At 66.8% G+C, this 23,854-nt stretch carries 14 protein-coding genes, 1 tRNA gene and 1 pseudogene; 11 read left to right on the top strand and 5 right to left on the bottom strand.

Annotated elements, in window-relative coordinates; all coding sequences use genetic code 11:
• Positions 1–334 (bottom strand): integrase core domain-containing protein (locus AAGI91_14775; protein ID MEM1043876.1); only part of this gene is annotated, 334 nt, incomplete at its 3' end.
• 580 nt (positions 335–914) lie between these two features.
• Between AAGI91_14775 and AAGI91_14770 the strand changes: the two genes are divergently transcribed.
• From AAGI91_14770 to AAGI91_14755, 4 genes and pseudogenes are all read left to right on the top strand, one after another.
• Positions 915–1,235 (top strand): hypothetical protein, encoded by a 321-nt coding sequence (locus AAGI91_14770; GenBank protein ID MEM1043875.1) that lies wholly within the window; start codon positions 915–917, stop codon positions 1,233–1,235.
• A 160-nt stretch (positions 1,236–1,395) separates the two neighbouring features.
• Positions 1,396–2,484 (top strand): hypothetical protein, encoded by a 1,089-nt coding sequence (locus AAGI91_14765; protein MEM1043874.1) that lies wholly within the window; start codon positions 1,396–1,398, stop codon positions 2,482–2,484.
• Positions 2,485–2,523: 39 nt separating this feature from the next.
• On the top strand, positions 2,524–4,503 hold the full coding sequence (locus AAGI91_14760) for a hypothetical protein (protein MEM1043873.1): 1,980 nt from the start codon (positions 2,524–2,526) through the stop codon (positions 4,501–4,503).
• 255 nt (positions 4,504–4,758) lie between these two features.
• Positions 4,759–5,969, top strand: a pseudogene (locus AAGI91_14755) (IS3 family transposase).
• 263 nt (positions 5,970–6,232) lie between these two features.
• On the opposite strand, the gene AAGI91_14750 reads toward AAGI91_14755, so the two are convergent.
• The 4 genes from AAGI91_14750 to AAGI91_14735 all read right to left on the bottom strand — a co-directional run bounded on the left by AAGI91_14750 (position 6,233) and on the right by AAGI91_14735 (position 12,285).
• Positions 6,233–6,305 (bottom strand) — tRNA-Ala (locus tag AAGI91_14750).
• A 94-nt stretch (positions 6,306–6,399) separates the two neighbouring features.
• On the bottom strand, positions 6,400–7,683 hold the full coding sequence (locus tag AAGI91_14745) for a TolC family protein (GenBank protein ID MEM1043872.1): 1,284 nt from the start codon (positions 7,681–7,683) through the stop codon (positions 6,400–6,402).
• A gap of 287 nt (positions 7,684–7,970) precedes the next feature.
• The gene (locus AAGI91_14740) at positions 7,971–11,096 is read right to left on the bottom strand and encodes an efflux RND transporter permease subunit (protein ID MEM1043871.1); all 3,126 of its coding nucleotides are present in this window, start codon (positions 11,094–11,096) and stop codon (positions 7,971–7,973) included.
• 76 nt (positions 11,097–11,172) lie between these two features.
• Positions 11,173–12,285: an efflux RND transporter periplasmic adaptor subunit gene (locus AAGI91_14735; protein ID MEM1043870.1), complete on the bottom strand. Its 1,113-nt coding sequence runs from the start codon at positions 12,283–12,285 to the stop codon at positions 11,173–11,175.
• Between the two features lie 185 nt (positions 12,286–12,470).
• On the opposite strand from AAGI91_14735, the gene AAGI91_14730 reads away from it, so the two are divergent.
• From AAGI91_14730 to AAGI91_14700, 7 genes are all read left to right on the top strand, one after another.
• On the top strand, positions 12,471–14,111 hold the full coding sequence (locus tag AAGI91_14730; protein MEM1043869.1) for an FAD-dependent oxidoreductase: 1,641 nt from the start codon (positions 12,471–12,473) through the stop codon (positions 14,109–14,111).
• A gap of 75 nt (positions 14,112–14,186) precedes the next feature.
• Positions 14,187–14,633, top strand: coding sequence for a four helix bundle protein (locus tag AAGI91_14725; protein ID MEM1043868.1), 447 nt, complete (start codon positions 14,187–14,189; stop codon positions 14,631–14,633).
• 52 nt (positions 14,634–14,685) lie between these two features.
• Positions 14,686–17,067, top strand: coding sequence for a cation:proton antiporter (locus AAGI91_14720; protein MEM1043867.1), 2,382 nt, complete (start codon positions 14,686–14,688; stop codon positions 17,065–17,067).
• A gap of 145 nt (positions 17,068–17,212) precedes the next feature.
• A complete protein-coding gene (locus tag AAGI91_14715; protein MEM1043866.1) occupies positions 17,213–17,392 on the top strand; it encodes a UBP-type zinc finger domain-containing protein in 180 nt (59 codons plus the stop codon).
• Positions 17,393–17,493: 101 nt separating this feature from the next.
• Positions 17,494–18,933 (top strand): ATP-binding protein, encoded by a 1,440-nt coding sequence (locus tag AAGI91_14710; GenBank protein MEM1043865.1) that lies wholly within the window; start codon positions 17,494–17,496, stop codon positions 18,931–18,933.
• Positions 18,934–20,027: 1,094 nt separating this feature from the next.
• Positions 20,028–22,451: a right-handed parallel beta-helix repeat-containing protein gene (locus tag AAGI91_14705; protein ID MEM1043864.1), complete on the top strand. Its 2,424-nt coding sequence runs from the start codon at positions 20,028–20,030 to the stop codon at positions 22,449–22,451.
• A gap of 9 nt (positions 22,452–22,460) precedes the next feature.
• On the top strand, positions 22,461–23,854 hold a 1,394-nt coding region (locus AAGI91_14700), incomplete at its 3' end, for a hypothetical protein (protein MEM1043863.1).

The raw sequence follows: 23,854 nt of genomic DNA, 5'->3' as shown, positions 1-23,854 counted from the left end.
GGCTCGGGTCGTAGTCCGCGGCGACGGCGGACCGTGTCGGTACCCGGTCGGCGGCTCGGCGGTACTGGGCCAGCGGCGGGCGGCCTCCGATCCCGCCGTGGGGCCGGACCTCGTTGTAGAACCGCTGCCACGCCTTGAGTTCGGCGTGGACGCGGAGCGCGCCGTAGGTGCCGCCGCTTTCGCGGTGGACCGCCCGGACCTCGACGAGCAGGCGGCGGTCGGCCTGCGCTCGGTCACTCTCGGGCCGCGAGCGCCACGCGTAGTAGCCGCTCGGTGACACACCCAGCGCCTCGCACTTAGCTCGGACGTTGTAAGACCCTTGGTGCTCTTCCACGATGCGGTACCTCAGAGAGGGCGTGAGCTGACGATACCGACTGCCTTTTTTAGGATCGCGTTCTCCTGGCGCGCTCGCGTCAGCTCACGCTTGAGCCGAGCCATCTCCTCGTCACGCGGGTTGCCGTTGCCGGGAAAGGCGCGGTGGCCGTCGTCGCGGAGTTGGCGTCGCCAGCGGTGGATGAGGTTCGCGGCGATGCCGAGGTCGCGGGCAGCCTGGCTTGTGTTCGTCGGCGGGGCGGACGGCCTCGCGCTTGTAGTCAGGCGAGAACGAGCGTCTGGAAGCGGGCATGGATCACTGGGTTTGAGGGAGGGTAACCCTTAACCGAGTGTCTGCGCTACTGGGGTCAGGTCAATATGGTCGCCCCTATTTGCTCGCTGTTACGAGGTGACTATTTTTATCACTATGCGTTACGTATCATAGAACTGCGTGTCTAAAGGGTAGAGCTACGCTTCTCGCTGTAGCCTGTCGGTCGGGTTCGTGGAGGGTGGTGTGTCGGAGGCGAGTGCCGGTGGCTACGGGCTTTCCGTCATCTAAACCGGCGACTCCGATGCTAAGCACCACGTCCCTCCTGTACCCGTTGGACCCCGACCAGAATGTCCAGCTAGACATCAGGATCGGTTCGGCGGGCCTCGCCGCCACGGATGTCGTCATCGACGGGGAGTTGATCGTCGAGGGTCACGAAGGTGACCTGTCGCTCGATCTAGGCCCGAGCGCGAACCTGCATGCGACGAGCGTCCAGTGCTACACCACCGTGAGAGGTCCGCAGAGCGATGTGCCCAATCGGGTCGATTACGGGTTGACCGGCGGCGTGTCGCCCTGGGAGGAGACGCTGGTGGAGGACCCTCCCGATTCTGCCATCGACATGTTCTTCGCCGATCTGTTTCTGTATCTGCCTTAGGGCCACCGCTTCCTCCCGACCCATCCTCCTGGTTCTCGATAATGCCGTCATGAGACGAATACGACGCTTTGCCGCAGTAGGAGTCTACCTCGCAGCCTACCTCACGAGTCTGGCCCTGTCTAGCGGGGCCCACGCACAGGTCGGTGGAGTCGATACCACGGTGACAGTCGATGTCCTCCGCGTCCCTGATGCTCCCGGTTTCATCTTGCTCGGCGGTGCTCCCAGCGCAGTAGAGCGCCCTGGCACAGTCCAAGCTCTCGCCGTCTCGCTCATATCGAGCGCCGCAGACGGTGGCCTGCTGGACGAGTTCGCGGTGCAGGTATCTCCGTTCTGGCTCGGCGGTATACCAGACCTAGACTACGCAAGCTACGAGGACGGTGCTACCGGATTCGAGGCCTTCCGTCGCACTTTCTCCGTTTCTGCCGCGACGAGCCGCTTGGAACTCATGGAAGGCGATCCCACTACAGCCATCGCCTTGGGGGGGCGATTCTCACTCGCGACCGGAGGCATCGACCAAGACTATGACAACTACGGCGCCCGGCGTGACTCCGCGTTCGCTGCGCTCGCTCGGTTCAACGCAGACGTCACGACTCGTCACCAGGAAGCGATGAGGAATGATGCCGAGATACAACGGCTCGACAGCTTGAGAAGAGAGTTCGCTGCCGACCCGGAGAAGCTGCAGGAGATCGCGCAGTCGAGACAGAAGCGTACTGCGGAGCTCTTGCGTGAACTGAAGATCGAAGACAAGGCAGGTGCCGCCGAAGCGATAGGCAGTTTGCCTGAGCGCCGCCTCGGATTCGTCGCAGATGTCGCTGGCGGGTGGTCAGCGGTCTTTCCCCGAGACGACTTCGACTCCATAGAGACCTACCGATGGGGAGCCTGGATGACGGCTGGCTATGCCGGCCGCTCCGGCTCCGTGCTAGGTGTAGTCCGCTATCTACGGGAGGGAGAGCTAGTTGGGTCAGGAGTAGATGGGTCTGCTCTGGATCTCGGAGGGCGCCTGATCTGGGATGCGTCGAACGGCAAACTATCGCTATCGGGAGAAGGCGTCTACCGCTTAGGTATAGAGGACGGCATGGATGATCGGTACCGAGTAGCAGGCGAGGTCACCTATGCTGCTGCACCGAATCGCAACATCTCCCTGACCCTCGGGCGTGACTTCGAAGGCGAGGCTACCGGCAATGTGCTCGCCCTATTGAGACTGGTCGCTAATTTTGGGAGCAGTCTGCAAACGTCAAGAGAAGGCTAGGCACGTCATGGTGATAGAAGTAGAGCTAATAAGCGAATCATGAAAATATCAATAGAATATAAGAAAATAAAAGGCTCATACCATGAAAGTAACGACTGTCTCGAGGTATGTATTCCGGTTTTCTTTACGTTAGACACGGAGGAACTTTATCGTCTCAACGGTTACAGAGCCAGGCCTCGGGGCGAAACCACAGCGGGGAACTGTGAAGTGCTTCCGATCGACAAGCCAGGAGCAATTGATACTCCAGTCATATTGAAGAGTATGTCAGGAGACGGTAATCCTCTCATATTTAAGTTTTCAATAAACGATCCTAGGTCGCACGCTGATAATACAAATGACAATAGTTGTGACATATACATTGACCTTGCAATGTATATAAATGGTGCTGAGATTTGCTTTGAGTTCTTACTCAAGTGGTGGCCCGGGAATGATGATGTCGACAAGTGTATTCAGGTTAGTGCGATAAAAAGAAAGGATCCGCATCCGCTTATGAAATATTCATTACTGTTTTTCTTTCTAGTGATTATGGCAATATGGACATGGAATGCCAATTTCAACGACGATGTGTTCAGAGGAGCTTGGACATCGTATCTATCTCAGGGGAAAATCAATGCGGTTTTGTTGTCTATGATGGCATTCTTCGGAATCAAGATCTCCGGGACTTCAAGAAGCTTGAGGTCCCTGGCGACTATCTTGCGCTACCCAGAGTTGTATGTTGCTCCTGAGGTCAGCGATGCTAATAAGGCACTAAGTCAGAGAAATGGTGGCTTGAAATACTGGGTGTTTTGGGCAGTTTCATGTTTGCTTCTAGGACTAATGTTTATGCTTCATCCCGTCAGTTTACCAGAGTCTGAGCTTAGAGGTGGGTTTCTGAGTATGCCAAGCTCTAGCGGAGGACCTACTGAATCACCTCCTATTAAACGCTTCCAGTGGACTATGGCCGACGATCTACTAATCTATGGACAAGATAGGGAGGTGCCGATCGCTGAAATAGAGTGGAGTTGGAGATGCTTGGGGTTTAGGTCCGTAGCACTGACTCGTAGTGATGACGTGCTATCCGAACTGGGTGATAATGATGGTGGGCCTGATGGTTTAGATGCTTCGGGTAGCATGCCCGATGTTGAAAGTGCACATACTACACTTGATGAGAGCAGAGGTTATTTAGGTGACCGTGTCAATGTGCAGCCAATTGCGGAAGCACATGTGGTAGCAGACCAGATTCACGCATTAGGAGAATCTTCCTTCGCGAAGTACTCAGCCAGCGGAAGGCAGTCGGCAGGACTACGAGCATCGGGACATAGCGACCTCGAGATCGCAAACACTCTGTTGTTTGAGTTGTCTCGCAATCAGCGCCCGATCGCAGATTCATTAGCCGATCAAGTTGGTGCTATTCTAGACCAGTATGACGAAAAGGCGATATACGACGTAGTCATCACAGACTTCGAGAGAGACGGGCAGATGCCAAGTTGGGAGAGGCCCAAGGCAATGATAAAGCTGCTGGCCTTTCTGAAAGCATCAGACGTAGATAGCCTTGGTCTCCGAGAATGGACGGAGCGCTTCGTTATTGATTATGTGCGATGGACAGAGTCTGTGCCCTTCACAAGTCCTGACAGTCGTGTCATAAGACGGACGGCCACCGAGGTGCTGCTATTCTTGGAGCACTTGCACCATACCTCCATGCAGGACCGGTCTGAGGCGACTCTTCGCATCGACTGGCACCAAATGGCATCAAGACCTTTAACGGTATCTACCGGAGCGGAGGGCACTCGCGATTACCTTGAACAAGTTCTGCATTACGGATTGCCTATGACGGCTGCGAATAGGAGACTTGAATATTTCACCGGACCAACAGCGAGGAGCCACTACAACAGCCAAAAGAGTCAGTTCTGGGATTTGATCTATCAGTGTATTGGTGAGGACAATGTCGATTTCTCTTTAGACCCGACCGCTCATATTACCGAAGAACATGTTCGGGTCGCCTTTCGGAGAATCCGATCAGTAGGGTGTGGAGTTAATTAGATCCGATGAATTCTGAACTCTCTTCCTTGTAAGAGTGGAGTAAACGCATAGTGGCTGGGCTGTATCATGGCGCGTGAGTACTTACAGAGATATTGTTTGATCTGACCCTACTTTTCTGGACAGTTAGTTAACCCGGGTATCGGGTTCAGGCGGAGACTAGCCTGGCCTGACGCATATTATAGTGCAGCAGCTTCAGCTTGATTGGAGTTGACCCGCTTTGGTGGACGATCTTCCACTTGACCAACCGAGATCGTCATGCCACGCAAGCGACCGCCTTTCCGACCGAGTTCAAGGCCCAGATCATCGCCCTCGCTCGTGCCGAGCGCTCCGTTCCCGAGCTCGCCCGCGAGTTCGAGCCGACCATCTACGCCTGGCTCAAGCAGGCCGACCGTGACATCGGTCGCCGAGCCGACGGATTGGGACCGCCGAGTACGAAGAGCTTCGCCGCCTCCGCAAGGAGAACCGCCAACTCAAGCTAGAGCGCGAAATCCTCTCAAAGGCCGCCGCCTGGGCCGCGACCGGCGCACCGTTCGCGCGGGAGACCGACTCGCTACCTTTGAGTTTGTGAGCGCGCACCAGGCCACATATCCCGTCGCCACGATGTGCCGCCTGCTGGAGGTCTTCACCAGCGGCTACTATGCGTGGCGTGAGCGTCCGCCGTCGGAGCGCACGCGGATGGCGCTTTGACCGAGCGTATCCGGGCGATCTACGAGGCGTCATTCGGGACCTACGGCGCTCCTCGCGTCCACGCCGAGCTGCGCGCGCAGGGCATCTATGTCGGTCGCAAGTGCGTCGCCCGGCTCATGGGTCAGGCGGGCTTGCAGGGCGTCAGCCGCCGTCGCGGCACCGTCACGACGCGACGCTCGCGTGGACGGGCCTCTCCGCTGGACCTCGTGGAGCGCGACTTCAGCGCAAGCGCCCCCGATCGGCTCTGGGTGGCCGACCCCGCCCCGCCGAGGCGGGCGGGCACCTACGTGCCGACCGGGAGCGGCTTCCTCTACCTCGCGGTCGCAAGGGACGCCTTCAGTCGCCGCATCGTCGGATAGTCGATGGCGGGGCACCTCCACACCGACCTCGTGCTTGCGGCCCTCGACATGGGGGTCGCGCAGCGCGAGGCGATCGACGTGATCCATCACTCCGACCAGGGCAGCCAGTACACCTCGGTCGCCTGCGGGCAACGCTGCCGTGAGGCAGGCGTGCGCCCCTCCACTGGATCGCGGGGCGACTGCTACGGCAATGCGATATGCGAGAGCTTCTTCGCCACGCTGGAGTGCGAGCTCATCGAGCGCCGTCGGTTCGCCACGAAGGCGGAGGCGCGGATGGCAGTGTTCTCGTTCATCGATGGGTGGTACAACCCGCGTCGGCGTCACTCGGCGCTAGCATATACTTCGTCGGTAGAGTACGAGCGGCGGCACCTCGCTGCTACAGCGTACTCAAGTCCTCAACTGTCCAACGAACCGGGGTAACTCCAACCTTCGAGTTCGTGACAGCCCGCCAAGCTACCCGTCCCATCGCTAAGATGTGCCGTGTGCTGGAGGTCTCCGCCAGCGGGTACTATGGCTATGGCGCAACCGCCAGCCCTTCCAGCGTGAGCAGGAGGAGACCGTGTGCCGCCCATGTGCTGGATTTGTGCCACTCGGTGCCACTCCTCGCCACATCAGCTTTTCCGCCCTTACTGACTAAGAGCAAGAAAGGCCACCAGAATGCGTTTCTGGCGGCCTCTGGGCTGTGGAGCTAAGGGGATTCGAACCCCTGACCTCTGCCATGCGAGGGCAGCGCTCTACCAACTGAGCTATAGCCCCAGGGGACCGCAATATACAAAGCCGGGCCGACGGAGCAACCAGACCACGACCGTTCTACCGGCTCTTCATGCTGGATGTCTGGCAGTACCACGGATCAACGGGGGAGGAGGCCACTGCTGAGCGTCCGCAGTTCGATCTCGGCCTGCTTGGCCTCGAACCGCGCCGCCGCCCGCCGGCTCTGCGTGTCGGTCAGCGCGCGCTGCACCTCGCGCAGTTCCAGCGAGGTGCTCACCCCGAGCCGGAACCGCTCCAGCGCGACGGTCACGTTCTGCCGTGCGGCCTCGACGTTTTCCTCTTCGAGCGCAACGAGCGCGAGGCTGCGCCGGTAGACGGTGTGCGTGCTTGCCAGCGAGGTCAGGAGCGCCGTCCGCGCCTGCCCGAGGAGGGCCTCCTGCTGCTGCGTGCGGAGATCAGCGTTGCCGAGGCGGCGGCGGCGGTCGTTGGCGTCGAAGAGGTCGAAGGTGGCCGTGAAGCCGTAGGAGAAGCCGCCGGCCTGGGCCGGAGGGAGCAGCGGGTCGGTGACGTCGCTCAGCGCGTAGCCTGCCGTGAGGTCCAGCCGGGGCCATAGCTCGCGGCGGACGGCGGTGCGGGTTTCCTCCGAGGCTTCGACGCTGGCTTCGGCTGCGCGTAGGTCGGGGGAGGAGGCGAGGGCTGCGTCCTCGAGCGCGGCGAGCGCGAGGGCTCTGTCGACCGCGATGGAATCGGCCACGCGGAAGGCCGCGCCGGGGCGGTCGAGGAGTTGGGCGAGGAACGCCTTACTCTGGGTGAGGACGTTTTCCTGCCGGAGCAGGGCCGCCCGGTCGGCGTTGAGGTCCACGAGCGCACGGCGCACTTCGAGTTCGGACGCCGCCCCGACCGTCCGCCGTCCGTCGGCGATGCGGAGACGCTCGTCGGAGAGGGCGACGGCCTCGCGCAGCACGCGAAGCTGCTCCTGCTGCCGCGCCACGTCGTAGTAGGTCACGAGCGCGTCGGCCAGCACGCGCTCCGCCGTGGCCTCGGCGTCGAAGGCGCGGGCGCGGGCCTGGGCCTGGAGGCCCCGGTACCGGGCGAACCGCGCCAGCCCCTCGAACACCGTCACGCGCGCGTTCGCCGAGGCGTCGAGGAGGTAGTTATCAGTCCGAAAGCTGAGGTCGGGGCGCGTCGGCACGCGTCGCTGCGTCGCGTCGAGGCTCAGCGTCGGCAGGAAGCCCGCGTTGCCGAGCGTGGCGTCGCGCTCGGCAATCGCCCGTTCCAGCCGGGCCACGAGGACCGTCGGGTTCTGCGCCAGCACGCGCGCCGCGACCTCGTCCGGGGTGAGGAGCGGGAGCGTGTCCTGCGGCACCTGCGCCAACGCGGGAGCCGCGAGGAAAAGCAGGAAGAGGAGGGTGGTGAGACTCAACCTGGCTTGTCGTCGCTTCGCTCCGCGCCTCGCCAGGTGGTCCCCCTCAGAGGGCTGGCAGGAGAAGGTGCTCGCGGGCGTACGCGACCCCGGGCTCCCAACTCCGATACTCGTCATCCCCGCGCAGGCGGGGACCCAGAGAAATGCTGGCCGGTGGGTCCCGGATCGGAGTCCGGGATGAGTGGTCTTTGGGAGTTGAGTCGTATCGAAGGCGGCGTCGCAAAAGCGGGAGCGTTGGTGGTCACATGCATACCATCCACCACCAGCTTTGAGAGACGGGAGGTCGCTCATGAAGCTGTTGGTTGCGTGCTCGGCAGAGCCTCGGCAGCGTCCGCGGCACCGTCGCCAGCGTAGGTCTCCTCGAGCACCGGGGCGAGCTCGCTCCGCGTGAGGTACGGGTAGACGGCCGGGATCACGTACAGCGTCAGTGCCGTCCCGACGACAAGGCCGCCGATGATGGCGATGCCCATCGGCATCCGGCTGGAGGCCCCGGCCCCGAGCGCGAGCGCAATCGGCAGCGTGCCGAGGACGGTCGAGGCCGCCGTCATCAGGATCGGGCGGAAGCGCGCCGCGGCGGCGTCGAGCGCGGCCTCCTCCTTCGTCCGCCCCGCCGCCCGGCGCTGGTTCGCAAACTCGACGATCAGGATTGCGTTCTTCGTCACGAGGCCGACGAGCATCACCGTTCCGATCTGGCTAAAAATGTTGAGCGACTGGTTGAAGTACCACAGAAAGAGGAGGGCCCCGGTGAGGGCGAGCGGGACGGTGAGGAGGATCGTGAACGGGTCGCGGAAGCTCTCGAACTGCGCCGCCAGGACGAGGTAGATCAGCAGCAGGGCGAGGAGGAAGACGAAGAACACGCTGCCCGAGCTTTCGCGGAAGTCGCGGCTCTCGCCCGCCAGCGTCGTCGCAAAGGACGCCGGTAGCACCTCGGCGGCGACGGCGTCCATCGCGATGAGGCCTTCTTCGAGCGTCACGCCGGGGGCGAGGGCGGCGCTGACCGTCGCCGAGACGAACCGGTTGTAGCGGTAGAGCTGGGGCGGCGTGCTCTCCTCGGTCACCGACACGAGCCCGTCGAGCGGGACCGGCTCGCCGCTCGCGGCGCGGACGTAGAGGTTCGTCAGGTCGAGCGTCTCGTTGCGGTCGCCGCGCTCGACCTGGGAGATGACCTGGTACTGCTGCCCGTTGCGGACGAAGAACCCGAGGCGGCTCTCCGAGAGCGCGAGTTGGAGCGTCTGCGCCACGTCGCGCACGCTCACGCCCACCTTCTCCGCCCGCGCCCGGTCGATGTCGACGCGCAGCTCGGGCTTGGTGAACTTGAGGTTCACGTCTACGAACGCGAACGCCTCCTGCTGCCGGGCGCGCTCCATGAACACCGGCAGCGTGGCTTCGAGGGCCTCGAAGTTCGGGGCCTGGAGGACGTACTGCACCGGCAGCCCGCCGCCGCGCCCGACCTGGATCGTCGGCTCCTGCGAGACGAACGTGCGGGCGTCGGTGAGGCCGCTGGCGGCTGCGGCGAGGGCGTCGGCGATCTCCTGCTGCGAGCGCGCGCGCTCGGACGGCGGGACGAGGCTGATCCGGGCGAACGCCGAGTTCGTCGAGCGCCCGCCGAAGCCGGGCGAGGTGACCGTGATGAGCGCGCTCACCTCCGGCACCTCGTCCTCCACAACCCCGATCAGCCGGCCCACGTAGCGCTCCATGTAGTCGAACGTCGCGCCCTCGGGGGCCGTCGCAAAGGCGCGGAGGCTGCTGCGGTCCTCGAGGGGGGCTAGCTCCGACGGCAGCGCCCGGAAGAGCACCGCGACGAGGAGCACGCTCACCGCCATCGCCGCTGGGGCCGCCCACCGCCGCGCCACGAACGCACCGAGCGAGCGCCGGTACCCTTCGGTCAGCCGCTCGAAAAACGGCTCGGTTTTGCGGTAGAGCCACGGCTGGGTCTCGCGCTTCTTGAGGAGCTTCGTCGCCAGCATCGGCGTGAGCGTGAGCGCGACGAACGACGAGATCACGACCGCGCCCATCAGCACGAGGCCGAACTCGCGGAAGAGCCGCCCGACCAGCCCATCGAGGAACAGGATCGGGAGAAGCACCGAGACGAGGGCGAGCGAGGTCGCGATGACGGCGAAGAAGATTTCTTTCGTCCCCCGGATGCCCGCCGGGACCGGGTCGTCGCCCTCCTCGATCTTGGCGTAGATGTTCTCCAGCACCACGATCGCGTCGTCCACGACGAGGCCGATGGCCAGCACGAGGGCGAGCAGCGTCAGGATGTTGACCGAGAACCCGAAGAGCCACATCACCGCGAACGACCCGACGAGCGCAATCGGGATGACGATGATGGGGACGAGCGTCGTGCGCCAGTCGCGGAGGAAGAGGAAGATGACGAGGATCACGAGGCCGAGCGCGAGGAAGATGGTCTGCTGCACCTCGTCGATGGAGTTGCGGATCTGGGTCGTCTGGTCGAACCCGATGCCGAGGCGGAGGTCGGCCGGCATGTCGGCGCGGATCGGCCCGAGGCGCTCGTAGAAGGCGTCGGCGATGGCGATGTAGTTGGCCCCCGGCAGCGGGCGCAGTACGACCCCGACCATCGGCGTGCCGTCGCGCCGGAGGACGGTCCGCTCGTTCTCGGCCCCGAGTTCGGCGCGGCCCACGTCGCCGAGGCGGACGAGCTGGTCGCCGGTGCGCTTGACGATCAGGTTCTCGAACTCCTCGACGGTCTGGAGGCGCCCCATCGTCCGCACCGTGAGGGCGATGCTCTCGCCCTCGATCTGGCCCGTCGGCAGCTCCACGTTCTGCGCGCCGAGCGCCTGCTGCACGTCGAGCGGGGTGAGCTGGTAGGCGGCGAGGCGGGCGGGGTCGAGCCAGAGGCGCATCGCGTAGCGCTTCTCGCCCCAGATGTCCACGCTCGCCACGCCGGAGATGGTCTGGAGCCGCTCCTTGAACAGGTTCTCCGCGAGGTCCGAGAGTTCGAGCAGGCTGCGCTCGTCGCTGGCGATGTTGAGGAACACGATGGGGTCGCCGTCGGCGTCGGACTTCGCCACGCGCGGCGGGTCGGCGTCGGGCGGGAGGTTGCCGACGGCGCGGCTGACGCGGTCGCGCACGTCGTTGGCCGCGCGCTCGAGGTCGGTCCCGAGGTCGAACTCGACCCGGATGTTGCTCGACCCGTCGCTCGACTGCGACGTCAGGGTGCGGATGCCGTCGATGCCGTTGATCTGCTCCTCCAGCGGCTCGGTGATCTGGGCGTCGATCACGTCGGCGTTCGCCCCGCGGTAGCTCGTCGAGACCGAGATCACGGGCGGGTCGACGGCCGGGTACTCGCGCACGCCGAGCGAGGAGAACCCGAGCGCCCCGAACAGCACGATGGCGAGCGAGAAGACCGTCGCCAAGACAGGCCGCCGGATGGAGAGCGCGTAGAGCGTCATCGGGTAATTGGGCGACTGGGTGATTAGCTGATTGGCTGACTGTGAGAGCAAATCACCCAATCGGGGAATCACTCAGTCAGCGAATGGGTATCGTGGCGCGGGGTGGGGAGGCGGCGTCAATCGTGGGGTCGGTGCCGGTGACGCGGACGGGCTGGCCGGCGCGGATCGCCTGGAGGCCGCTCGTGATCACGCTGTCGCCGGGGGCGATGCCGGTGACGATCTGCACGGCCTGCTCGGTGCGGATGCCGGTCTCGACGAGGTGGGGCCGCGCCTTGCCGCCCTCGACCGTCCACACGCGCCGCCCGCCCATCTCGGAGATCACGGCCATCGCGGGGACGGGGACGGCGTCGGGGATCTCGCCAAGCAGGAGTTCGATGTCGGCGAAGGCGCCGGGGAGGAGCGTGCCTTCGGGGTTGGGGACGCGGGCGCGGATCTGGAGCGTCCGCGTGGCGAGGTCCACGCGCGGCTCGACGGCGTAGACCTCGGCGCGGGCCGGCGCCTCCGCCCCGGCGACGGTGAACCGCACGGCGTCGCCGAGCGCGACCTCCCCGGCGTAGCGCTCGGGGACGGAGAACTCCAGCTTCATCGGGCTGAGGCGCTGGAGCGAGGCGATCCGCGTCTGGGGCGAGACGAACGCGCCCTCGCTCACGTAGCGCAGCCCGATCACCCCGCCGAACGGGGCGCGCACCTCGGTCCGGGCGATCTGCGCGTCGATGAGCGCCAGCTCGGCGCGGAGCACATTCAGCTCGCCGAGCGCGCCGTCGTACTCGTCCTGGCTGACGCCGCCGATCTCGAGCAGCCTGCGCTGCCGGCCCTCGCGCGTCGTGGCGAGGTCGATCTGGGTACGGACGCGCTCGCGCTGCGCCCGCAACTCGGCGCTGTTGATCCGCAGCAGGAGCTGGCCCGCGCCGACGCGGCTTCCCTCGCGAAAGAGGATGTCCGTCACCCGTCCCGACGCCTCGGCGGCGAGGTCGACGGCCTCGTCGGCTTGCAGGCTGCCGGTGGCGCGGATGCGGTCACGCATCGGGGTCGCCTCGGCGATGTAGGCGGTCACGTCGGCCGTCGGGGGGCCGCTGCCGGCAGCAGGTCCGGTCTCGTCGCCGGCACCGCCCAGCTTCGGCCAGGCCAAGAGGCCCACGAGCACCAGCCCGACGAGCAGGAAGAGGAGTCGTTTGGTCCAGAGGGGCATAGAGGAGAGGTGCGTACGGCCCCTCCAACGTAGCGGTGCGGGCCAGGCTCCGCAGGGTGCCAGAAATACTGTCGCCGGCTGGCTTTGAGGCTCGCGGCCTGCCACGCCGAAGCCGGAGCCAATCGAGGCCTTGGGCGTTGGAGGAGCCCCGCGCCCCGGCGCAGATTCACCCGCTAGCCGCCGCCATGTCCAAACCTGCTGTTCTCGTCGTCGACGACGACCCGGATGTCCTCCGCGCGATTGCCCGCGACCTCCGCCGCCGCTACGGCAAAGACTACCGCGTCCTCCGCGCCGCCTCCGGCGACGAGGCCCTCGCGGCGCTCGACGAACTGAAGGAGCGCGGCGACCCCGTCGCGCTCCTGCTCTCGGACCAGCGGATGCCGAGGATGGACGGCGTCGGGTTTCTCTCCGAGGCGATGAAGCGCTACCCGCGTAGCAAGCGGGCGCTCCTCACGGCCTACGCCGACACCGAGGCGGCGATCTCGGCGATCAACCAGTCCCACGTCGACTACTACCTCCTCAAGCCGTGGGACCCGCCCGAGGAGCGGCTCTACCCCGTCCTCGACGACCTCCTCGGCGACTGGCAGGCGGGCTACCGGCCTGGCTACGGCGGCGTCCGCCTCGTCGGCAGCCGGTGGTCGGCCGAGACACACGCGCTCAAAGACTTCCTCGCCCGCAACGCCGTCCCGTACGAGTTCCTCGACGCCGAGAGCGCCGAGGGGCAGGCGCTGCTCGGCGGCGAGGTGTCGCTTCCGCTCGCCCGCTTCCCCGAGGGCGACCAGCTCGAAGCGCCGACCCCGACCGACCTCGCCGAGCGGCTCGGCCTGCGGACGAGCGCGGGCAGCGACTTCTACGACCTCGCCATCGTCGGCGGCGGCCCGGCGGGGCTGGCCTCGGCGGTCTACGGCGCGAGCGAGGGGCTGCGCACAGTCCTCATCGAGCGCGAAGCCACCGGCGGGCAGGCCGGGACGAGCAGCCGCATCGAGAACTACCTCGGCTTCCCGTCCGGCCTCTCCGGGGCCGACCTCGCCCGCCGCGCCACGACCCAGGCCGAGCGCTTCGGGGTCGAGATCCTCGCGCCGCAGGAGGTCGAGCAGCTCCGCGTCGACGGGCCGTACAAGCGCCTCGTGCTCTCCGACGGGAGCGAGCTCTCGTGCCACGTCCTGATGCTCGCCACCGGCGTCTCGTGGCGCAAGCTGCCTGCGCCGGGGGCCGACCGCCTCGCGGGTCGCGGGGTCTACTACGGCGCGGCGATGACCGAGGCGATGAGCTGCAAGGGCGAGGAGGTCTACATCGTCGGGGCGGGCAACTCGGCGGGCCAGGCGGCGATGTACTTCGCCGAGTACGCCGCCCGCGTCGTGATGCTGATTCGGGGCGACGACCTCGGCAAGAGCATGAGCCAGTACCTCGTCGAGCGCATCGAGGAGCACCCGGCGATCGACGTGATGCTGCGCACCGAAGTCGGCGAGGTCTGCGGCGGCGAGCACCTCGAGCGGCTCGTCCTGAAGAACAACGAGACAGGCGGTGAGACGCCGGCCGACACGCGCTACCTCTTCGTCTTCATCGGGGCCGCGCCGCGCACCGACTGGCTCGACGGCGTCGTCGTCCGCGACGAGCGCGGCTTCGTCCCGACCGGCCCCGACCTGAACGCGCACCACCTCGACGGCTGGCCGCTGGAGCGCGAGCCGTACCTCCTGGAGACCAACGTCCCCGGCATCTTCGTCGCGGGCGACGTGCGGCACGAGTCCGTCAAGCGGGTCGCCAGCGCCGTCGGCGAGGGGAGCGTGGCGGTTCACTTTATGCACCGGCATCTGGCTACGCTGTGAGGGTTTTCAGGGCGTGGAGGGGAAGGAGGGTGGGGAGGGAGTGTAGAGGAGACGTTCAGTTCAACCGGAAAGGAGATGCACTTTAAGGAGCTTGGGGTTTACGGGTTGGCGGTCGAGCTGCGGAAGGAGGTTTTCGTGGCCTCGAAGGCGTGGCCGAAGGCGGAGCGGTATGCCCTGACCGATCAGGCGCGGCGGGCCTCGCGCAGCGTCTCGGCCAACCTCGGCGAAGCGTGGGCGAAGCGGCGCTATCCCCGGCACTTCGTGAGTAAGCTCACCGACGCCCTCGGTGAGGCAGAGGAAACCGGCGTCTGGCTCGACGTGGCGCTCGAATGCGGCTACCTTGACCAAAGCCAGCACGACGCACTCTCGGCAACGTGCCGTCGCATCGCCGCAGGCCTCGTGAAGATGGCCCGCCACCCCGACCCGTGGTGCGGCCCGTCCACCCTCGTCCGCGAAGATGCGGCTCCCTACAGCGATCTGAACGGCACGAACGGAGCGGACGAGCACGACGGTCTCCCCTAATCAACCTTCCCTGCCCTCTCTCCCCTCCCCGCTCTCCACGCCGAAAAACCCCATGCCCCTCGCCGCTGCCGCCCCGCCCTTCCTCGTCGAAGTCGCCGTCCTCATCGTGGCCGGCACCGTCGTCGCGTACGCCGGCTACCGCCTCGGCCTCGTGCCGATCGTCGGGTTCCTCCTGACCGGCGTGCTCATCGGGCCGAACGCGCTCGGGCTGATCGAAGACCAGGAGATGGTCGACGCCCTCGCCGAGGTCGGGGTGATCCTGCTGCTGTTCACGATCGGGATCGAGTTCTCCCTCGAGAAGCTGGCGAAGATCCAGCGGCTGATCTTCGGCGGCGGCGGGCTCCAGGTCGGGCTGACGAGCGCGGCGGTGATGGGGCTCCTGATGCTCTTCGGGGTGTCGTGGCAGGCGGGACTCTTCACCGGCTTCCTCGTCGCGCTCTCGTCGACCGCGATTGTCCTCAAGCTCCTCGGGAGCCGAGGCGAGATGGAGGAGCCGCACGGGCAGGTCGGGCTCGGCTTCCTCATCTTCCAGGACCTCGCGATCATCGTGATGGTGCTCCTCGTGCCGATGCTCGCCGGGACGGGCGGCGGCGCGCTCGAGATCGCGCAGGCGCTCGGCGTGGCAGCGCTCGTGATCGCGGCCGTGCTGCTCGTCGCGCGGCGCGTGATGCCGAAGGTGCTCGAGATCGTGGCGCGGACGTGCTCGCAGGAGCTGTTCCTGCTCGCCGTGATCGCGCTCTGCTTCGGGACGGCGTGGCTGACGAGCCTCGCGGGCGTCTCGGTCGCGCTCGGGGCGTTCCTCGCGGGGCTGATCGTGAGCGAGTCGCGCTTCAGTGAGCACGCTTTCGGCGAGATCATGCCGCTCCAGATCCTGTTCTCGGCGACCTTCTTCGTCTCGGTCGGGATGCTGCTCGACGTGGGGTTCCTGCTCTCGAACCTCCCGCTCGTGCTCGGGGCCGTGGTGGCGGTGCTCGTCATCAAGGTGCTCGTCACCGGCCTCGCGGCGCGGGTGCTGGGCTACTCGATGTCCGTCTCGGCGGCGAGCGCGCTGCTCTTGGCCCAGGTCGGCGAGTTCTCGTTCGTCCTCGAGCGCGCCGGGCGCGAGGTCGGCCTCTTCCCGGGCGGCATAGAGGGGACCGGCAGCCAGACGTTCATCGCGGCGACGGTGCTCCTGATGATCGCGACCCCGATGCTGGCGACGCTCGGGACGCGCCTCGGGCGGAAAATGGAGGACCAGCAGGAGGCGCAGGTGGCGGCCGAGATAGAGGCGTCGGAGGAGACCGCCGGCCTCGCCGAGGAGCACGCGCACATCGAGAACCACGTCATCGTGGCGGGCTACGGGCGGAGCGCGCGGCGGCTCGTCCGCGTGATGCGCTCGAGCGGCATCCCGCATGTCGTCGTCACGCTCTCGCCGCCGCGCGCCGACGAGGCCGAGGCCGACGGGCTGGCCGTCGTGCGCGGGCACCCGGCGCGGGCCCACACCCTGGAGGCGGCGCGCGTCTACCGCGCCAAAGCCCTCGTCATCGCCGACGACGACCTCGCGCTCGCCGAGCGCACGGTGCAGGTCGCGCGCGGGCTGAACCCGACGATGCGCGTCTTCGCCCGCGCCCGCTACCTCTCCGACGCCGAGGCGCTCGAAGAGGTCGGGGCCGACCAGGTGATCGCGCAGGAGTTCGAGGTCGTCGTCCAGCTCGTCGCCGGAATCCTGCGCGACTACGGCATCCACCGCGAGGAGATCGAGGGCCACGTCGAGGCGATGCGCGAGGGCGGCTACGTCGCGCTCCGCGACCTCGCCGACGCCGACCTCGCCCCGTTCGTCTGCAACCTCACCGACGGCAACCTGGACCTCCGGCACGTCCACGTCTTCCACGGCGCGGCCGCGGCCGGCTCCACGGTCGGCGCGCTCGACCTCGGGCGCTACGGCGTCGAGGCGAAGATGCTCAAGCGCGACGGGGCGTGGGCGAAGATCGAGGACGACGGCCTGACGCTCCAGGCTGGCGACGAGGTCAAGCTCGTCGGCTCGTCCGGTGCCTTCGCCCAGGCCGCGGTCCTCTTCCGACCCGAAGGGTTGGGAACCGACGCGCAGGGCACGGCGCTGCCCGACGGCGTCCGCGTCCCCTCCGCCTTCCAGTCCGCCTCGCGCGCCTCCGGCGACGGAGCCTCGGGCGACCTCCGGGACGCGCCCGTGCCGGCCGTCTACGGCGCGGCGTGGTGCCCGCTCACGACCGGCTTCCGGGCCTACTTCGACCGCCAGGGCATCCGCCACACCTTCCACGATGTCGAGGCCGACCCCGCCGCCGAGGAGGCCACCCGCGCGATGAACGAAGGCAAGCTCAAGTTTCCGATGGTCGTCGTCGGCGACCGCGAGATGAAGAACCCAACGCTCGAAGAACTCGACGCCGCGCTCGGCGCCGTCGGCATCACCGCTTCTTGAGTGTGGGGGAGAGGGTGTGTGGGCGTGGCTTCGCTCCGCCTTTCGCACCCACTCCCATGCCCTCGCACGTTCATACCCAGAACCATGCGAACCTCCGCGCCCTTCGTTGACACCGACGCTGCGATTCGCTTCGAGCCGGCCCCCGATGCGGCGTGCTCGCACACCGCTCTGGGTCTGCTTCGCCTGCGGCCACGTCGGCTGCGGCGGCGACTCGCCCAACCAGTACGCCACGAAGCACTTCTACGCGACCGGCCACGCCCTCATCCGCTCCGTCGAGCCGGGCGAGACGTGGGGCCGGTGCTACCTTGATGAAGTCGCGCTGTAGCTGAGTGTGGGCGTTCGAGGGCTGAGCGGGTGAGAGTGTCTTAGCCCTCGGCCGCCGAGACCCCCACACGCCCAGCCTCCCCCACACCCACACCCAAACTCATGGAACCCTCCGTCGACGCACGGCCCCTCGCCAACCTGACCTCGGCCGGTCCCGTACCAGTGGACGAGATTCGGCAGGTCGCCGAGTTCGAAGGGCTGTCCGAGGCCGTGTACGACTGGCTCGCCGAGCACGCGACCTACTACGAGGTGCCGGTCGGCGAGCGGGTCTTCCGCAGTGGGCAGGAGGCCGACTCGATGGTCATCGTCCTCGGCGGGGCGATCCAACTCGTGCTCGACGTGGGCGGGCAGCCGATCCTCTACGACACGTTCGAGGCGGGGCGCGTCGTCGGGGTGCTGCCGTACTCGAGGATGACGCACTACACCGGGTCGGGCCTCGTCGTCGAGCCGGTGCGGATGGTGGTCGTCCAGAAGGCAGACTTCCCGGCGATGCTGGAGACGAGCGAGGAACTCGGCCGCCGCTTGGTGGCGCTGATGAGCGACCGGGTGCGCGAGGCGACGCGGAGCCAGCAGCAGCGCGAGAAGATGATGGCCCTTGGCAAGCTCTCGGCCGGCCTCGCCCACGAGCTGAACAACCCCGCCGCCGCCATTCGCCGCTCCGCCGCCGAACTCGGGGAGCGGGTGGCGCAGCTTCCCGAACTCGTCGCCCGGATGACGCAGCACGCCGTCACCGCCGAGCAGGTCCGCCAGGCCAGCGACATCCGCGCCACGGCCAAGCCCGCGCCCGACCTCTCGACCGTCGAGCGGGGCGAGCAGGAAGACGACCTCGCCGACCGGCTCGAAGCCCTCGGCGTGGACGACGGCTGGCGCCTGGCCGAGGTCCTCGTCGACGCCGGCTTCACCGCCGGGTGCCTGGACGACATCGCGGGCGGCATCCCGGACGTGGCCGTGCCCGACGTGCTCCGCTGGATCGAGGGCGGCCTCGCTGCCGACCGCCTCTTGGCCGAGATCGAGTCGGCCGCCTCGCGCATCTCGGGCCTCGTCGGCTCGGTGAAGTCCTACTCGCACATGGACCAGGCCCCTGCCTGCGAAGCTACCGATGTGCCGACCGGCATCGACTCGACCGTGACGATGCTCGGGCACAAGATCAAGAAGCAGGGCGTCCGCTTCGTCCGCACGATCCCCAGCGACCTCCCGCGCATCCCGGCCTACGCGGGCGCGCTCAACCAGGTCTGGACCAACCTCCTCGACAACGCGCTCGACGCCGCCGGCGAAGGGGGCACGATTGAGGTTGCCGCCGAGGTGGCGGGGGAGTACCTCTGCGTCTCCGTGATCGACGACGGGGCGGGCGTCCCCGAGGACATCCAGTCGCGCATCTTCGAGCCGTTTTTCACCACAAAGGGCGTCGGCGAGGGGACCGGCCTCGGGCTCGACGTGGTGCAGCGGATCGTCGTCAAGCAGCACCGCGGCACGCTCGACCTGGAGTCCGAGCCCGGGCGGACGGTGTTCACGGTCTGCCTGCCCCTCGACGAGGGGGGCTAGCGCTGCGACAGGCTCACGTTGGCAGGTATGTCATCCTGAACTTGGTTCCCTGCGGGGAGGCTTCGCGTTCAGGATCTCCACGCCTCGCTTTAGATCCCGGATCGGGGTCCGGGATGACAAGGTGGAGCGACCTCTCAATCTCGACTTGCCAGAGAACTAGTCTTTCCGTACCAGGCAGCATAGTACAGCAAACTCAATTTGGTTATTCAATAAAAGACTTAGTCATTTTTTGCCCATACACTCTTGACTTTGTGTCCCTCCCACCCTTTATTGCCCGCATGAGAGTTCGCTGTTCAGTCATCGCCCCTGGGTTGTCCCCCCGCGCACGGGTCCACCGTGCGCTGTCCTCCAGGTTGTAGGCCGCCAAGCCTCCCAGAGCATACGCGCTCCGAGACCGATCATCTCCTGCCGCGCCCGTGCTCTTGGTGGACCCCGGACCGAGTGGTGTGGCTGCGCCTGTGCGCTGTCTCGCGTGTGACCGGCTGTGCGTCGCTGCGGCGGCCCCCCGTTCCGATGGGAACGAGCGAGGGGCGGTGGCAGACGGAGCCAGCCGGGTCAGAGACAGCGGCTTCCGAGCGCCCTCTGGGTTGGAGCACCTGCGCCCCTGTGCACACTGCCGACCCGCACGAGCGATGCTGCTGTCGCGCTCACACGCCGAGAGTGCAGCGCTGCCCGTGCGCTTCCGTACACACCCACTCCTCAATCCGAGGTACGCCATGCAACGTTTCTCTTCTTTCCATTCGGTACTTCTGATAGCGATCCTTTTCACAGTCCCTCCTGTCGCCTTAGCTCAAGGGTCACAGACCTGCTTTGTCGATGGAGGGACGGAGCTTGGCATTGAGAACGAGAGCAATTCCGACATCTTCGTCCAGGTCTTCCAGGACGACGGTACTTCCTTAGTCTCCTACCAAGGAACCGACGGGGTCACGGTACTCCCCGACGAGGATGATCCGGGCTGTGACTTCACTCTCAACGTGAGCGATATCAACACGCCCGGCTGCGTCCGAAGCTGTCAGGATGGTCCAGATGTCGACCCGCCTTTCGAAGACCCGTGCGGTAATACGCCAAGCGAATGGGGTGGCTACAGCTGTACTGTGCCGAACGTCTTGATGCGCGTCGTGCTGCGCGTGGAAGACTACTCGGAAGTTGAGGAGGACCGCGAGCATTTCTCCTTCGCTTATAAGAACCCGGAGCCAGCGACCGCCAACTCATTCTACAATCCATTCTGGAGCACGCGATCAGGCAACCAGGACGCCCACATCCGCTATTACGGCATGAGCGGTGAAAGTAAGGTGCTCGCCAGCGTCGACCCGGTTGCGGGCAGCTTCATCGAGGACTTCATTGGGGAGACCTACGTGATGCCCTACAACCTCGACTACGTCTGTGCGCAGTCAGGAGCCAGCTGTTCACCGGTCTACACCGCACACAGCGTCTTCCTGAGTCCAGTTCCGTATACGCCGCCAGAGTTTGGTGAACCCACCGACGGCTCCCTGCCGCCGGTCTACACCTTCGCCCCCGGAGCAGATGTGATCGTTCCAGATACCTACACCTGGGACTGGGATGTAACGGATCTAGAGTTAAAGTTTCCGGAGAAGCTCACCGTGGACGGCGATCTGAGCGCTGACGGGCTGATCTTTGACGAGGCGTATGAGGACCTGGGCTGGGGCGGCGTGGAGGTCCGCTCGGGCGGGAGCTTTACGGCGACGAATACGACGATGATCAAGAACGCGGCCCTCGGCCTCCTGGTTGAGGCTGGGGCGACGGCGGACCTTACGGACTCCGATGTTTGGCACAGCGATGAGGGCATCCGCACCTCGGGCGCGCTCACGCTCACCGGCGGGACGGTCGAGGGGGCCACCGGCGGCGCGGCTGTGGCCGTCTTCGACCCCGGCACGGCGACGATCTCGGGGACCACGCTCCGCCACAGCCAGGTCGGCCTGGAGGTGCGCGCGGCCGGGGGCACGGTCCTCTCCGGCGCCACGGTCCGCGACAACGGGACCGGCATCCTCGCCGATGCGCCGCAGACCACTAGCGACGGCGTCCTCTGCGAGGGGACGTGCCCGACGAGCGACCTGAGCGTCTTCGACTCCGACGTGTACGAGAACGGCGGCAGCGGCATCGAGGCGTTCTTCGCGGAGCTGGAGATGCAGGGCACCAAGGTGCGCGACAACGACAGCTTCGGGCTCTTCGCCGTGAGCTCGGCGGTCGGCGAAGACCTCGGATTCCAGAACAACCTCGTGGTGCGGAACGGGGGCATCGGGATCGCCGGGCAGACCGGGACCGACCTCTTCCTCAGTCCTTCGAACGCGCCGGGCGAGAACCGGATCGCCTCGAACGACGGCTCCGAGATCGCCTACCGCACCGGCAGTTCCGCCTTCCTCGGCAACTCCGTCGAGACTGGCCAGAACTCGGTCTTCGACCCGGACTTCGACGCGTCGAGCAGCTTCCGCCTCGTCAAGAACCTCACGCAGGCTACGCTCTTCGCCCAGCGCGTCTACTGGGGCGAGCCGGGCGCGCCCCCGGCCGGGGCGTTCACCGGGCCGGTCAACGCGGCGAACGCGCTCCTCTGCGATCCGGTCTTCCCGCCGGCCCCGGACGACCCCAACCCGTGCGCGCAGAGCCGACCGGCCGGGCCCGTGGCGACGGCCGGGCGCTCGGATGGGCTCTCGGAGTCCTTCGCGCTCGACCTCCAGGCGACGCGCGCGGCGCTGGCGGCGGCCCCGGAGGCGCCCGAGGCCGACTCGCTGGCCTGGCGCCTCGGCGCGCTCCACCGCCTCGACCGCGAAGACGCCCTCGGCGAGTGGGCCGAGACGGCCGTGCTCTTGGGCGCGCTGCAAGTAACGCTGGCCGGGGCGGACCTCTCGGAGGAGGCGCAGGCGGCGGCCGAGGCGGCCCTCGCCGTCGACGCCGTGCGCGCGCTCGGGCGCGGCGAGGTGGGCGCGGCGGCGGAGCTCCTCCGGGCGTGGGGCCCCTACGTGGTCTCGGACGAGGTGGGGCACCTCCTGGAGACGACCGAGGCCGTGCTCCTGGCGCGCGCCGGGGCCTACGCCGAGGCGGCCGAGCGGGCTTCGGCGCTGGCCGAGCGCGAGACGGACGCGGAGGAGCGCGCGAGCGTGGGGCGCCTGGCGGCGCACTTCGCGGCGCGTGCGGCCGAGGGCGACGGGGCGCGGGAGATGAGCCCGGCGCTGCGGGCGCTGCTCGGTGAGGAGGCTGATGGGCTCGGCGCGTCGGCGCAGGTGTCTGGGTCGGCGGCGTCGCTCGTGGTGTACCCGAACCCGGCGGCGCGTGCGGCGACGGTGGCGCTCGTGTTGCCCGAGGCGGGTGAGGCGACAGTCGCGGTCTTCGACGTACTCGGTCGCCGAGTCGCGCGGCTGCATGCGGGACCGCTCTCTGGTGGGACGCACCGCTTCGAGCTTAGTGCTGCCGGCTTGCCGAGCGGGGTGTACCTCGTGCGCGCCGAGGGTGGACCTGCGGGCGACGCTCAGGCGTTGACTGAGCGGATCACGCTTGTGAAATAGCCTCGCCTCATGCTGACAGCTCGTGTGTTACTCTGCGCGCTCCTCGGCAGCCTCGTGCTGCCGGGGAGCGTGCGTGCACAGTTCGCGGCGTCGCCGGAGAGTCTGCGCGTGACCGTCGCCCAGGGCGCGGAGCTAGAGCAGGTGCTGACGCTGACCAACACCGGCGGCGAGGTACTGAGCTACTGCCTCTCGTTTGAGCGTCCACTGGAGGGCGAAGCGGGAGACAGGCGCCTGAGCGCGGACGCTCTAGGGGGCGCGTGCGGGCCCTACGGCGAGGCCCTCGCCCTCGTCGACACGAGCGCGATCACCGACCTCTCGTGGGACCCCTACAGCCTGGCGATGACACCCGGCGGACGGCTCTTCGCCGCCGAGGCGAGCGGGTTCCGCGTGCAGACGTACGAGCTCACGCCGGAGCTGGAGATCGTGCGCGACTTCGAGCACCCGAGGGTCAGTGATATCAACAATGCTGTGACAGAAGGTGTCGCCTACGTGCCGGAGACCGGGCGGCTGTGGTGGATGAACCGCGAGAACGAGAGCTTCTTCGCCGTCGCGCGAGTGCTGCTCCTGGAGGGGGACCTCGACGGCATCCCGACCGGGCGCCGCATTGAGTTGCCAGTAGCCGAGAGCGCGCCGGCTCCTTACGAGACGGGCTTCCCCCAGGGCCTGGGCTACGCCGAGGGCCGCTTCTACTGGATCGACTTCGCGGGCGACGACGTGTGGGCCGCTGACACCACCGGCCAACTTATCGACGGCTATCCGGTCCGCCCGGCCGCCTATCCCGGAGCCAAGCTCGCCTTCGGCCTCAACGCTCTCGCTCCCACCACGCCCTCCAGCGAGCCCGCACGCATCGAGCTCTACCTCAACCCGCCCGGCCCCACGCCCCCGCGCCACCTCGGCGTCATCGGCGCGCTCGGCGAGGACACCGCGCCGGGAGCGGAGCCGTTGGAGACGCCGCTCGTGGAGCCCTTGCCGGGGACGGAGGCGGGCGACATCGGCGGGGAGCCGGTGCGGAGCACGCTCGACCCGAACGGGGTGGTGTACTACCCGTGGTCGGAGTTCCAGAACACGGGGGTCGTTGCGGTGCGGGCTCACCCGCTGCCGCCGGCCTGGCTGGTGGTGGAACGCTGGCAGGGTGCGCTCGCAGCGGGCGAGGAGACCGAAGTCGCGCTCACATTCCGTCCGGGGCAACGCCCGGTGGGCGAGTACCGCGCGGCGTTGCAGGTCTTCGAGGCGGGCGGCGATGTGGTCGAGGTGCCGCTCGTGCTGGAGGTGACCGAGGGCACGAGCAGCGCCGAGGACGGGGCCGCGCCGGGCGAGGCGTCGCTCGTGGTGTACCCAAACCCGGCGGCGCGTGCGGCGACGGTGGCCCTCACGCTGCCCGAGGCCGGTGAGGCGACGGTGGC

It is taken from the genome of Bacteroidota bacterium (assembly GCA_038746285.1).
In the GTDB taxonomy this organism is placed as follows: domain Bacteria; phylum Bacteroidota; class Rhodothermia; order Rhodothermales; family JANQRZ01; genus JANQRZ01.
Note: the sequence above shows the minus strand (reverse complement) of the source record. Positions and strands in the feature narration are given on the sequence as shown.